Annotated in this window: 9 protein-coding genes; 4 read left to right on the forward strand and 5 right to left on the reverse strand. The window is 57.2% G+C overall.

Translation table 11 applies throughout. From position 1 onward, the window contains the following. The 4 genes from E1297_RS42150 to E1297_RS42165 form a co-directional block, all read right to left on the reverse strand. Positions 1-799 (reverse strand): gamma-glutamyltransferase (locus E1297_RS42150; protein ID WP_368669841.1); only part of this gene is annotated, 799 nt, incomplete at its 3' end. Positions 800-870: 71 nt separating this feature from the next. Then, a complete protein-coding gene (locus E1297_RS42155; protein ID WP_155148995.1) occupies positions 871-4,959 on the reverse strand; it encodes a translocation/assembly module TamB domain-containing protein in 4,089 nt (1,362 codons plus the stop codon). Next, positions 4,959-6,764: an autotransporter assembly complex family protein gene (locus E1297_RS42160; RefSeq protein ID WP_155148997.1), complete on the reverse strand. Its 1,806-nt coding sequence runs from the start codon at positions 6,762-6,764 to the stop codon at positions 4,959-4,961. Before E1297_RS42160 ends, E1297_RS42155 begins: the two co-directional genes overlap by 1 nt. 148 nt (positions 6,765-6,912) lie before the next feature. Further along, entirely contained in the window at positions 6,913-8,136 is a 1,224-nt protein-coding gene (locus E1297_RS42165; protein ID WP_155148999.1) for a urate hydroxylase PuuD, read from the reverse strand. Positions 8,137-8,231: 95 nt separating this feature from the next. Between E1297_RS42165 and E1297_RS42170 the strand changes: the two genes are divergently transcribed. Continuing rightward, positions 8,232-9,146, forward strand: a complete 915-nt coding sequence (locus tag E1297_RS42170; RefSeq protein ID WP_155149001.1) for a LysR family transcriptional regulator — start codon at positions 8,232-8,234, stop codon at positions 9,144-9,146. Between the two features lie 4 nt (positions 9,147-9,150). Here the strand turns inward: E1297_RS42170 and uraH are convergent, their stop codons facing one another. Beyond that, positions 9,151-9,513: a hydroxyisourate hydrolase gene (gene uraH, locus E1297_RS42175; protein WP_155149003.1), complete on the reverse strand. Its 363-nt coding sequence runs from the start codon at positions 9,511-9,513 to the stop codon at positions 9,151-9,153. Between the two features lie 203 nt (positions 9,514-9,716). On the opposite strand from uraH, the gene puuE reads away from it, so the two are divergent. The 3 genes from puuE (at position 9,717) to E1297_RS42190 (ending at position 13,109) form a co-directional block, all read left to right on the forward strand. Beyond that, the gene (gene puuE, locus E1297_RS42180) at positions 9,717-11,135 is read left to right on the forward strand and encodes an allantoinase PuuE (RefSeq protein ID WP_155149005.1); all 1,419 of its coding nucleotides are present in this window, start codon (positions 9,717-9,719) and stop codon (positions 11,133-11,135) included. After that, positions 11,132-11,617 (forward strand): ureidoglycolate lyase, encoded by a 486-nt coding sequence (locus tag E1297_RS42185; RefSeq protein WP_155149007.1) that lies wholly within the window; start codon positions 11,132-11,134, stop codon positions 11,615-11,617. Before puuE ends, E1297_RS42185 begins: the two co-directional genes overlap by 4 nt. 64 nt (positions 11,618-11,681) lie before the next feature. Beyond that, on the forward strand, positions 11,682-13,109 hold the full coding sequence (locus tag E1297_RS42190; RefSeq protein ID WP_155149009.1) for a nucleobase:cation symporter-2 family protein: 1,428 nt from the start codon (positions 11,682-11,684) through the stop codon (positions 13,107-13,109). Positions 13,110-13,153 lie beyond the last annotated feature (44 nt).

Raw genomic sequence — 13,153 nt, forward strand, 5'->3', positions numbered from 1 at the left:
TTGAAATTGGGGGCTCATAACCGGCCTGCCAATCGGCCATGTCCTGCCCAGTCAGAACGCCTTTGTGCCGCTGGCCCGACGCATCCATAACGCAGGCGTCGCGTAGAAAATGGTCGATGGCCTCGGCAATGAACCCGCGATAGAAAACCTGTCGCGCCTTTTCGATTTGTGCGGTTCTATCGCCAGCCGTTTCCGCTTCGTTCAGCAGCCGCTGCCAGGTTGCAGCAAGCTGCGCATTTCGCATCAACGCCCCAGCGAGCGGAGCCGAACCGCCCGGTACCCACGTATCATAGGAAGTCGGCCATTCTTCGTGAAAGAACTCAGCCAAACCGGCAATCGTATTGGCAACACGGGGCAGGGCCGGATGTCCAAACTCGGCATAGTGGATGGCTGGTTCCAGTATGTCTCGCAGAGGCAGTGAACCATGATCACGCAGCGTGATCATCCACGCATCAAAGGCGCCGGGAATAACGGTGGCCAAAAGCCCCGTGCCAGGTATGCGCTGTAAACCCTGATCCCGATAATGCGCGATCGTGGCCCCGGCAGGCGCCGTGCCTTGTCCGCAGACCATGGTTGGTGTTTCCGAGCCCGCAGGTTTGAACAGCATTGGCATATCGCCAAGCGGGCCGTTCAGATGTGGCTCGACCACATGCAGGACAAACCCCATGGCAGCGGCGGCATCAAAGGCGTTGCCGCCTTGTTCAAGGATCTTCATGCCGACGGCAGATGCAATCCAGTGCGTGCTTGTCGCGACACCGAATGTACCGGCGATTTCGGGGCGTGTGGTAAAGGTCATAATGGCTCGGCTGCTGTTTCAAGCCGATCCTGCATGCCCCTGACAGAGGGTCAAGTCACCGCTGCGAGAGGCGTTCAGTAGTCGCGTTCAAAAAAGATGCCAATGCCGGTTTCTCCACGTCCGTCTACTGTGCCACGCACCGTGAAACTGTCCGTGACATCGAGGTTCAGGTTCACCTCGGTGTCGCCCTCGGTATTCACAGTGAAATCGGTGTAGAGATTGTCACTCAGATACGCGCCGGCGCCCAGACGGCCAGCGCCGCCTTCGGTTGCGCCAATATCGATCGTATCGACACCGGTTGCGTCCCTCAGTCCTTTGGTCGCGTCCCCGCCTGCGCCGCTCAGCTGCGCCAGAGAAGCTGCCATCTGGGCGATGACGAATGGGGAGAGCTCTGAGAAACGATTACCGAACAACAGCATCGCCAGCGCTTCTTCTGCCGGGCGTTCCGGATCTGAGAAGACGTCAACTTCGGGTGAATCCAGCGGGCCGGCGATTTCGATTGTGGCAGTGCCATCAGACGTACTGGTCGAAGATTCGAATTCGATATAGGGCGTCAGGTCGCCTTGCAGCGTGACGATGCCTTTGGTCAGAGCCAGTCGGCGTCCAAGAATGTCAATGTTACCCCGGATCAGTTCGATCTGCCCTGATGGAACGACAGCGGCCGTTGTCCCTCCGATCTGGATGCGGCCGCCGAGTTCAGCGTTTACACCGCGACCGCGTACAAAGACTGCTTTGGGAGCTGACAGGCCAATGTCCAGAGAGATACGCGAGTTGCTTTTTTGGGCGCCTTCCACTTCGACCAGTCCGGCTCGTTCCCGGGTGACATAGCTGGCACTACTTTCGTTCAGGTGTTTGATCTCGGGGATCGGTGCCGCGCCGACGGCCCCGGTAGCCGCTGCGAGGTTAATATTGGTTTCGCCGAAGTTGATCTGCCCGGCGAGCGAGCTGTTCCCCGCCAGTGCCCCCGTCAACGCAATTTGGCCGTTCAGGATAGTTTCGTACAGCAACTGATCTGTCAGTACGAGATTGTTGAGCGCCGTTGTGATCTGCGCATTGAAGGGTGGTTTGAGATCTACAGGACCACTGACCGTAAAGTTCCCTCCGGCACGGACCCCACCCTGCAGCGAAATCGTGGCCCGGCTTTGCGCCAGATCGACCGATCCTCCGATGCCGGTAAAGGTCAGGCCGACATCCGGGATTGCCATCGAGGTGCCCGAAGTGGTGACCGACCCGCTCAGCGCATCCAGCGACGGTTTACCTTTCAGCGCCAGATTGAACTGAGCGGTTCCATCGATCTTGTTGGGGGTGATGAAGATATTCGCAATACCGATATTCACGCTGCCCTGAGCGGTCAGGTCGGCCTCGGTTGTTGCCTCGTCAAAGGTGCCGGCCACTTTGCCATTGATGCCTGCCGGGCCTTCTGCGCTCGCATCGATCGTCCATTCACCGTTGTCGCGCTTGGCGCTGCCTTTGGCTGCAAGGCTGCCCGGGAATTCTGGTGCAAAACGTTCGATACGATTGAACTTCGCATCGAAGTCCAGATCGGCTGCGCCGTTGGTGTCGACTGTGCCGACTAGATTTGCATATGAGCTATCGGGCCCCTGAAGCCGTGCAGTGCCCTCTATCCCGGTGTCTGTCGGGGCCACGTTCCCATCCAGTTTCAGCGGTCCAGACAAAGTGGCTGACAGACGGCTGAGATCATCCAATGCAGCAGAGAAATTCAGTCCACCAGCGTCCCGATCCAGTTGACCCGACGCGTTGGCGGACAAGGCCGTTCCGCTGAGGCGGAAGTTTCGGATGTTCAGCCCCTGATCGTCATTCAATGCGTCTACTGTGAGTGTTGTGCGCCCCTGGATAAGAGAATCGACTGTATCGATGCCGGTTTTTATATCGTAGGCATCTACACTGCCCTGAATATCAAAGGTCTTGCTGCCCTTTGCACCTTTGCCTTTTGCATTCGCTTTGACCGATCCAGCCAGATCCCGACCGGCAAGACCAGAAAATACAGACAGATCAGGTGCGTTGACCTGCGCCTGCCCATCGACGGACAGGTTGCCAGTAAGGTCATCGATTGTGGCTGCAACACGCGCGGTCAGCGCTTTGCCATTGACGGTGGCATTTCGGATCACCACCTGATTGCCGGATTTGGCGCCGTCAAATTTTATGGTCGTGCGTCCGGTCAGCAGCGGGTCAAACTCTGTCATGCCGGTTTGGATGTTATCACCGGTTACGCTGGCCGTGCCGTCAAACTCGAGTGTCTGAACCGTTCCCTTGCCGTCTAGCTGCGCTTGCAATGCACCTGACAGTTCTCGCTGCGCGAGGCCTGAGAAGATCGACAAGTCGGTGGCGTTTACACTGGCTTGCCCGTCAATGGTCAGGTTCCCATCCGGGGTGGTGACATCTCCATTCGCCTGTGCATTGAGGGTTTCACCAGTGATGGTGAACTCCCGAATGGTTACACCGTCCGATCCGCGTTTGCCATCCAGTACGATGTCGGTTTCTCCGGCAATTACCGGATCAATGTCATCGCGACCGGTGGAAAGGTCGCGCCCGCTGACAACCAGTTTGCCGTCAAAACTGCCTTCCAGCGGCGATCCGTTGCCTTCAACCCGAGCCGAAGCGGATCCACCAAGGTCGAGTTTGGCGAGCTCGGAAAAGCGCGACAGGTCGGTCGCCTGCAACGAAGCTGAGCCATCGATCTGCAGACCGGTTGCGAGCCCACTGATCAGCGCATCGGCCCCAAGCTCATAGTCGCTGCCGATCAGTTCAAAACCCGACAGCCTAAGCGACTGATCGCTTCCATAGTCGAACTGACCATCCAGTGTGATGCGATCACCAATGGCGGTATTGAGCGCGGGATCGGCCATATCGATCCCGTCGAGTGCCGCCTGCAGGTCACCATCGACGCTCAGCCCGCTGCTCTGATCCAGGGTCCCCTGACCAGTAATGCGGGCATGGTTCAGACTGATCTGACGCGCGTTGACGTCGTCTGCTGTAACGCTCAGGTCCCAGAGATTGCCGTTCTTTGCGTCGAACAGCGCTGAAATCTGGGCTGCACCAATCGAAGTGTCACCACCGCTGACCGGCAAAACTACTTTGTCTCCATCAGGCGGCGTGATGCGGCCCTGCAATGCAGCCAATTGCAATTTGCCACCTGCTGCAAGACTGAGTTGGCTTTCCAGTTTCAGCGCCTGTGAGGTGACTTCGATATCCGAAATATCCAGCGCGCCATCGGAATGGGTTTGCCCATCGACGAACAAGCGTGTGTCTGTGCCAAAGAACGTATCCATGTTCTCAGCCAGAAACGGGGTCAGGTCGCCATTCAGATCGGCAGTGAAGGCGATGCCATCGGTGGATGTCTCATTTGTCTGGTCTGCACTGCGCAATCTAACCTGACCGAAGACCCGATCAACATTGTCGCTGCTCAATCCGATGTCGGCAGTAAAATCGGTGATCGGGCCCGATCCCTTGGCGGTCAACCCGATTGGCGGACTGTCGGGAATACCCAGCGCAGTCGAGATCAGGCCGCCAGACGCTTCGGCTACAGTCAGATCCAGATCGATCTGCCGCGTTTCATTCTGGAACCCGGCGGCTAGATTGATTGAATCTCCGGCTCGATCCAACCGGTTGATGGCTAGATTTGTATCCAGCGCGCCATCCGCGAGCGATAGATTGCCGTTCACCGCAAGCTCAGCGGCCACGCCGATCAACGGCTCGCCCAGCGAGACTTCGTCAATGCGTATCTCGCCAATTTCGATGGATACGGGGAGCTCGGGAAGCTGAAAGGGCTGGGTCTCTGCCGAGGTGGGTTCTGCCTCTTTTGTTGTCGTACCGGGTGCCCGGGCGACATCAATCTCTTCTGCGGTCAAAGCGTTTACCGAAAACCGGCCGCGTATAAGTGCCAGCCGGTTCCAGTCCAGCACCGCGTTTTTGACCGTTAGCCAGACGCCTTCGTCATCCGCGACCGTGATCTCTTCGATAGTTGCACGAGAACTCAGCGCGCCTTGCAGCCCGATAACCTTGATGTTCCGGTCTTCCCCGGACAGCGTGTCCTGCAGGAAGTTCTCGAGCATGCTGCCGCCGCCATCCTCCTGCGCCTGCACTGCAACAGGCGCTGCGACCATCATGGTTGTAAAGACCAGAGGATATGAAACGCGTCGCATCAAAAGGCTTGTCCGATCCCAAGATAGAATTGCAACCCATCGCCGGTATCGCCCTGAACGGGGTAGGCCAGATCAAACCGAAGCGGCCCGAAGCCGCCCAGATCATATCTGACGCCGATCCCCGCACCTGAATGGAATTCTGCGTCTGCGGTTACGAAGGACGAAGTATCGACCATACCGTAGTCGTAAAACCCAACCAGCGACAACTTTTCTGATACTTTGCCGCGCACTTCACCCGAGAAGCCAAGGAAAGACTTACCGCCCGCAACCCCTGTGCCAACAGGAATGCCCAGACTCTCATAGGGTTGACCGCGAACCGTTCCGGCCCCGCCCGAGAAGAACAGAAAGTCAGGTGTCACGCCATCTGCCGGAGGACCGATGACAGACCCGAGCTGTATGCGACCGGCCAGGACCAGTCGGCCAGAAGTGCGAAGATCCGTGTAGGCGCGACCGTCAAAGAATAGCCGCAGACCTGATTTGGTTCCTGAAACGCCAACGAAGGGCATGGCCTGGCTATCCAGATAAAAGCCGCGCGTAGCACTGACCTTGCTGTCGCGTTCATCCCATTCAGAACGGAACGGAACGATAAAGTATCGAAACTTGCGGCCATCACCATATGCGTCATCTGCGTTCGATACCGAGAAGCCAACGGCTGCTTCGGCATAAAGCCTGTCAGAGAAAGTGCGACGTGCACCATAAGCCAGCGAGGCTACGCTCACATTGTAATTCTCTGTGTTTCTGCGTTCCAGCAATGCGCTCCAGAAGGTGTTGTCATCCGGACCCAGACGATCGGGTTGATCAAGGCGCAGGCCGATGCGGCCATCGATATCTTCGGCCCCGCCTATGTTTCGGATGGCAGCTTCAAAGCGTAGCCGCTCGGCTCGTTTAAAAACGTTACGGTGGGTCCAGGTTGCTGTGACGTCGAGACCATCCCGGGATGCAAGCTCGACACCGAATGTCAGCCGACGTTTGGGCAGATCTTCGAATGTTGCATCAAAATCCAGCGTGCCATCTGGATTGGGTGTATCGCGTTCCTGAATCGAAACGACACTGAATGTTCCGGTGCGTCGCAACCGCGTGCCGACCTTTTGAATCTGTTGCGGTGAATAGACCTCGCCCGTCGGAAAACCGGCGATCTTTTCAATCGAACGGGTGCGGACATCCGTGTCGCCATGGATGAACATCTTGCCGAATGTCAGCCGACGTCCGGGATCAAGATCAATCTGGGCATCCAGACGTGCCTGAGCGTGGCGGGCGATGACCTTCTGGTCGGCCACATCGGCCTTTGCGTGCCCTGCATCCCGCCAGCCCTGAACTCCGGCCGAGGCAGCCTGTTGTATCGCACCGGTGGTTGCACGTTTTCCAGTGGCAAAATCAGCAGGCAGTTCGGTTTCGGGGGCCAGTGGTTGCACCACCGCGGTTCCGAAGTTGTATGGAGGCCCGGGATCAACAGTGATCGTGGCGCGGTTGATTTGCGCAGGCACGGTCAGAGAGCTAATGGTTGCAGCCTCTTGCCCATCCAGTTTTATGCTGACAACCGGGGCGAAATACCCCTCGTCATACATGATCTGAACGATCGTGCGGTAATCGGACAGGGCGGCAGACAGAATCTCCAGAGGCGTATCAAGCCCACGCGCTTCGGCAGTTGTAACCGAGGAGGTTTCCTTAAGGCGCTCAACCAGCTCCTTGGGGGCGCCGGGGGCCGTCAGTGTGGTTTCAAGTGCGAACAGAGCGGTTGGCGCCAAAGCCGTCAGAGTGCCCAAAAGCCAGCACCCCAGAATGCCTCGCGGCCTGCTTCTCTGCATCAGATGGCTCCAACTGCCCCTAGTCGAAATCACTCGCGCCGCATTGTGTCTTGCTGCAGCTCGTTAAATTCATGTTAGAGCATTTGAACCCGTTCAGGGAAAGGGGTTTAGTGCGCTGGCCGGTATTTTGACCTGAACTGTGGTCGCTTTACAGGCCCGCGTTTCTGAACCAGCGAATGATGGCTTCGCGATCTTCGGGTTCCATATAGGTCACGTTGGCAGGGGGCATTGCATGTGTAACGCCCGCCTGCAGATAGATTTGCTGCGCATTTCGTGAGATGTCGCCTTCGGTTTCCAGCAGAACGCCTTTGGGAGCCCATAGAATGCCTTCCCAAACCGGTTCGCGGGCGTGGCACATGGAACAGCGGCCCAGCACGATATCGTGCGCCTCTTCAAATCCGTCTGCGGCCGCGAATTTCTGTTCATAAGGCGTCAGCGGCTGTGCTTCGGCCTCTTCCAGCGGTTTGTACATGGGGGCAGTGGACAGCCACATGATCGCGATGAACAGCAGTGCGGTGACCAACCACGTCCATGTCGGGTCACCTGCACGTGCGTGCCGGGTGTTGAAGTAGTGCCGGATTGTGACACCCATCAGGAAGACCAGTGCCGCAATGATCCAGTTGTATTCGGTCGCGAATGCCAGTGGATAATGGTTCGACAGCATCAGGAACACGACCGGTAATGTCAGGTAGTTGTTGTGCGTTGATCGCAGCTTGGCGATCTTACCATATTTCGGGTCGGGCGTGCGGCCGTTTTTTAGGTCATCCACTACGATGCGCTGGTTCGGCATGATGATGAAGAACACGTTTGCAGTCATGATCGTGGCGGTGAAGGCACCAAGGTGCAGCATCATCGCGCGGCCGGTGAAGATCTGGTTGTATCCCCAACCCATCGCCACCAGCAGAACGAACAGCAACACCATCAACAGTGTCGGGCGCTCTCCCAGACCGGATTTGCAGAGGAAATCATAGACCAGCCAACCCACAGTCAGCGACGCAGCCGAGATCAGGATGCCCTGCCATAGGGCCAGATCGGCTTTCTGCGCGTCGATCAGATACAGCTCTCCGCCCACCCAATAAATGATCATCAGCAATCCGGCCCCGCTGAGCCAGGTCGCATAGCTTTCCCATTTGAACCAGGTCAGGTGGTCCGGCATCCGTTCGGGTGCCACAAGGTATTTCTGGATGTGATAGAAGCCACCACCGTGGACCTGCCATTCCTCCCCATCAGCGGGTCCGGGAATATCCCGGTTCAGGCCAAGATCCAGCGCGATGAAATAAAAGGATGATCCGATCCACGCGATGGCGGTAATCACGTGCAGCCAGCGCACAGCGAATGCCATCCAGTCCCAGAACACGGCGAAGTCGTACATGCAGATGTCTCCGATTGCTTGCGGCCACACTAGGCAAGCGGGCTTTTCTTCGGTATTCCCGTATATTGTCAAACTGTATCAAAAAAAACGAGAAGATGTCCTACCTCGATAACATCCGAACCTTTGTCAGGGTCTACGATCTGGGCAGCATGTCTGCAGCCGGGCGCGATTTGCGTATCTCACCTGCGGTAACTTCGGCGCGGATTTCGCAGCTGGAGGACCATCTGGGCGTGCGCCTGTTCCAGCGAACCACCCGGAACCTGACGCCAACCGAACAGGGGCGGGCCTTCTATCCCGGTGCTGTTGGGGTTCTGGATGCCGTAGACGAGGCCGAAGCACAGGTCGTACATCTGACCGAAGCGCCGCGGGGGTCATTGTTTGTCGCTGCACCTCTTGGGGTGGGGCGTCGATTACTTGCGCCGCATGTCCCTGACTTTCTTTCAGAATATCCTGAAATCGATGTCCGGCTGCGACTGACAGACCGATCAGTTGATCTGACGACCGAGGGTCTGGATCTGGCGTTTTTCATCGGACAGCCCGAGGACAGCACGTTGCGTATCCGCAAGATTGCGGACTGTCAGCGCGTGCTGTGCGCGGCACCAGACTATGTTGAACGTCGGGGTATGCCGGAAACAGGGGCAGACCTGATCTCGGATGGGCATGAGTGTCTGAACCTGCGCTTCCCCGGGGCAACCGAGTTTCAATGGCTGCTTGAAACGCCCGAAGGGCCAAAGCGGTTCGCAGTCTCGGGCCGCTTTGAATGTGATGACGGTGATGTGCTGACTGATTGGGCGCTGTCAGGGCAGGGCATCGCGATGAAACCGGTATTTGAGGTGGCTGATCATCTCAAGGCCGGACGCCTTGTGAAAGTAGCTGCACAAACGCCTCCGGTTCCGGTGCAGATGGCGTGTTTGTACACCCATCGCCGCCACCAGGACCCGAAGGCGCGTCTGTTCATGGACTTTATGATTTCGCACATTGCGAAAGTGGTTAAGAGCGCAGAAACCTGAGCGATCAGCTGCCGCGATAGGTTGAATATCCAAAGGGCGACAGCAGCAGGGGCACGTGATAATGCGCCTCTTCGTCTGACATGCCAAAGCGGATTGGGACCTGATCCAGGAACAGGGGGTCCTCTGCCGCTTGATCTGTCGCACGCAGATAATCACCGGCGAAAAAGATCAGTTCATAGGTGCCAGGCTTGAATTTCTCTTGCGGCAGGATCGGGCTATCTGTCCGGCCATCCGCGTTAGTTTCCATCTCGACCAGTTTCTTGTGCGAGTTGCCGGATACCCGATAAAGCGCGATCTTCAGGCCTTCTGCCGGGCAGCCGCGGGCCGTGTCCAATACATGGGTTGTCAGATAGCCTGCCACGGTCATCTCCTGTTATCCTGTCGATATTCCTGTCTGCCGCATGTCGCCAACCTTGGCAAACAGGTTTGGTTTGACACAGTCTCAATTGAATTCACAGACTTTGGGAACGCAGAAAGAAATGGAAACAGCGTTCGGATTGATTTGATAATCGTCTGCCGTTTTCTGCGCTATTGATTGAATATTGTAACCAGACGAAGACGGAACACAGCATGCAGCCCCCTCGTTACCCCCGTGATCTGATCGGATACGGAGCCAACCCGCCTGATGCGCAATGGCCCGGTGGCGCAAAGCTCGCTGTACAGATTGTACTGAACTACGAGGAAGGTGGTGAAAACTGCGTCCTGCATGGGGATGCCGCGTCCGAGGCGTTTCTGTCTGAGATCGTGGGCGCGGCGCAATGGCCGGGTCAGCGCCACTGGAACATGGAATCCATCTATGAATACGGCTCGCGTGCAGGGTTCTGGCGATTGCACCGGTTGATGAAGGACTTGCCGATCACTGTCTATGGTGTGGCGACAGCACTGGCGCGCTCACCCGATCAGGTTGCCGCGATGCAAGATGCAGGCTGGGAAATTGCCAGCCACGGGCTGAAATGGGTCGAACACAAAGACATGCCCGAAGACGAAGAGCGCGCACAGATTGCTGAGGCGATCCGCCTGCACACCGAAGTCGTGGGGGAACGCCCGCGTGGCTGGTACACAGGCCGCTGTTCAGAAAACACCGTTCGGCTGGTCGGTGAAGAAGGTGGGTTTGCCTATATTGCTGACACCTATGCTGATGATCTGCCTTATTGGTCGCAGTCAGATGGGCGCGATCAGCTGATCGTGCCTTATACACTGGACTGCAACGATATGCGCTTTGCAACGCCGCAGGGGTTCAATTCAGGCGATCAGTTCTATTCCTATCTCAAGGACAGCTTTGATGCGCTGTACGAAGAGGGCGAGGCGGGTGCACCCAAGATGTTGTCGATAGGCCTGCATTGCCGCCTGATCGGACGTCCCGGGCGTGTCATGGCCCTCAAGCGGTTCCTGGACTATGCGTGCGGCTTTTCTGATGTGTGGTTTGCGACGCGGTTGCAGATTGCCGAACATTGGGCCGAGGCCCATCCGCCACAGCATCATCCAAAACCCTCGCAGATGGGGCGAGAAGAGTTTGTGCAGACCTATGGCGGGATTTTCGAACATTCGGCATGGATTGCCGAGCGTGCCCATAACCTTGAACTTGGCCCTGCACATGACACGGCCGGAGGATTGCACAACGCTTTGACCCGCATGTTCCGCTCAGCTTCCGAAGCGGAGCGGTTGGGGGTGCTGACGGCGCACCCGGATCTGGCGGGTAAGCTGGCACAAGCCAAACGCCTGACCCAAGAAAGCACGTCTGAACAGGCTTCTGCCGGTTTGGATGCGCTGACCGATGAGGAACGAACCAGGTTCACCGAGCTGAACAGTCAATATACGAAAAAATTCGGTTTTCCTTTCATCATTGCTGTACGGGATCACGATAAGGCGTCGATCCTGCAGGCTTTCCACCGGCGGATCGACCACGATCGCACAACTGAATTTGCCGAAGCCTGCCGACAGGTTGAACGGATCGCCGAATTCCGTCTGCGGGATGTGCTGCCGTCATGAGCCGCCAGATCGTGATTGAGCCGATCTCGGCAGAGGCATTCGCTCCGTTTGGTGATGTTATCGACACATCCGGAGCACCCGATAAGATCATCAATCAGGGGCAATGTGGCCGATATCATGACCGGGCCGCACTTGATTTCTCGGACGGGCGCGCCGGTATCAGCCTATTCGACGCCAACCCACGGGAACTGCCCTATCAGTTGGAGATGGTTGAACGGCACCCCGATGGAAGTCAGGCGTTCATTCCGATGACGCACCAACCCTTTTTGGTCATCGTTGCGCTGGACGAAGGTGGCAAGCCGGGTCAGCCAAAGGCGTTTTCAACGCTGCCCGGGCAGGCGGTGAACTATCATCGCGGTACATGGCATGGTGTTCTGACGCCATTGCACGGACCCGGTCTGTTTGCTGTGGTCGACAGGATCGGCGCAGGAAGCAATCTCGAAGAATACTGGTTCGACACGCCTTATGAGGTCGTGCCGTAACCCAATGAAGCCGCGGGATAAGCGGCAATAACCCCGTGAAATCTGAACTGGGAGGACAGTACTCATGGCCGAAACTTCAATAGGAACACCCGAACAGCTTCGGGATCCAAACTATACACCGGCACTGCACAAGGCGATCCCGTTGGGTATCCAGCATGTGCTGGCGATGTTCGTCTCGAATGTTACGCCTGCCATTATCGTTGCAGGAGCGGCAGGCTTCGGGTTCGGATCGAATTCGCCCGATTTCCCTGAACTTTTGTATCTGATCCAGATGTCGATGCTGTTTGCGGGTATCGCAACGTTGTTGCAGACGATCACTCTGGGTCCAGTAGGGGCGGCCTTGCCCATCGTTCAGGGGACAAGCTTTGCCTTCTTGCCGATCATGATCCCGCTTGTGGCGGGTAAAGGCGTTGACGGACTTTCCGCGCTGTTCTGTGGCGTGATCGTCGGTGGAGTGTTTCACGCTTGTCTGGGGGCGGTGATCGGTAAAATCCGGTTCGCTTTGCCACCGCTTGTCACCGGCCTCGTTGTTACCATGATTGGTCTGGCGCTCGTCAAAGTCGGTATCCAGTATGCTGCAGGTGGAGTGCCAGCCATCGGAACGCCGGAATATGGCTCAATGTTGAACTGGTCCGCAGCAATGGTCGTTGTTGTCGTAACCCTTGCGCTGAAGTTCTTTACCCGGGGGATGCTCTCGGTATCGGCTGTTCTAATCGGTCTTGCGGTTGGTTATGCCTATGCGCTGATGGTGGGGATGGTTACCTTCGAGGCGATCGGCACAAGCTGGAGCCGTGCGTCGGCCTTTGCGCTGCCCGTTCCGTTCAAATACGGCTTTGAGTTCTCGTTTGCAGCGGTGATCGGTTTTTGTCTGATGGCGTTTGTCTCGGCGATTGAAACCGTAGGGGATGTGTCTGGAGTGACCAAAGGTGGTGCCGGGCGCGAAGCGACGGATAAAGAGATCGCAGGCGCCACCTACGCTGACGGTTTTGGTTCGGCACTTGCCGGTGTGTTCGGTGGATTGCCTAACACGTCCTTCAGTCAGAATGTCGGCCTGATTGCGATGACTGGCGTGATGAGCCGCCATGTCGTCACCATCGGTGCCTTGTTCCTGATCCTGTGCGGTCTGGTTCCCAAGGTTGGTGCAATCATCCGCACCGTCCCGATCGAAGTGCTGGGTGGCGGTGTAATCGTCATGTTCGGTATGGTTGTGGCGGCCGGTGTCTCGATGTTGTCCGATGTCGATTGGAACCGGCGCAACATGGTGATCTTTGCCATCTCGCTTTCCATCGGGTTTGGTCTTCAGCTTGAACCGGATGCGGTGCAGCACCTGCCGGATACGCTAGGCATTCTGATGAAAAGCGGCCTGTTACCTGCAGCGTTGATTGCCATCGTCCTCAACCTGATCCTGCCCGAGGAACTGGCCGAAGAGGCAACCGAAGAAGTGTCGGGCGGCATGGCTGGCCACGGGTCGGGAAGCCTGCCTGGCGAATAGTATCGGGATGAGAAATCAGATCGCAGCGCGAGCCAGCGCTGCGG

This window comes from Roseibium sp. RKSG952 (genome assembly GCF_009711355.1).

What these genes read in the sequence shown, in the direction of transcription:
- E1297_RS42155 (WP_155148995.1), bottom strand. Translation starts at nt 4,959, where the DNA reads ATGCGACGCGTTTCATATCCTCTGGTCTTTACAACCATGATGGTCGCA.
- E1297_RS42160 (WP_155148997.1), bottom strand. Translation starts at nt 6,764, where the DNA reads ATGCAGAGAAGCAGGCCGCGAGGCATTCTGGGGTGCTGGCTTTTGGGC.
- E1297_RS42165 (WP_155148999.1), bottom strand. Translation starts at nt 8,136, where the DNA reads ATGTACGACTTCGCCGTGTTCTGGGACTGGATGGCATTCGCTGTGCGC.
- E1297_RS42170 (WP_155149001.1), top strand. Translation starts at nt 8,232, where the DNA reads ATGTCCTACCTCGATAACATCCGAACCTTTGTCAGGGTCTACGATCTG.
- uraH (WP_155149003.1), bottom strand. Translation starts at nt 9,513, where the DNA reads ATGACCGTGGCAGGCTATCTGACAACCCATGTATTGGACACGGCCCGC.
- puuE (WP_155149005.1), top strand. Translation starts at nt 9,717, where the DNA reads ATGCAGCCCCCTCGTTACCCCCGTGATCTGATCGGATACGGAGCCAAC.
- E1297_RS42185 (WP_155149007.1), top strand. Translation starts at nt 11,132, where the DNA reads ATGAGCCGCCAGATCGTGATTGAGCCGATCTCGGCAGAGGCATTCGCT.
- E1297_RS42190 (WP_155149009.1), top strand. Translation starts at nt 11,682, where the DNA reads ATGGCCGAAACTTCAATAGGAACACCCGAACAGCTTCGGGATCCAAAC.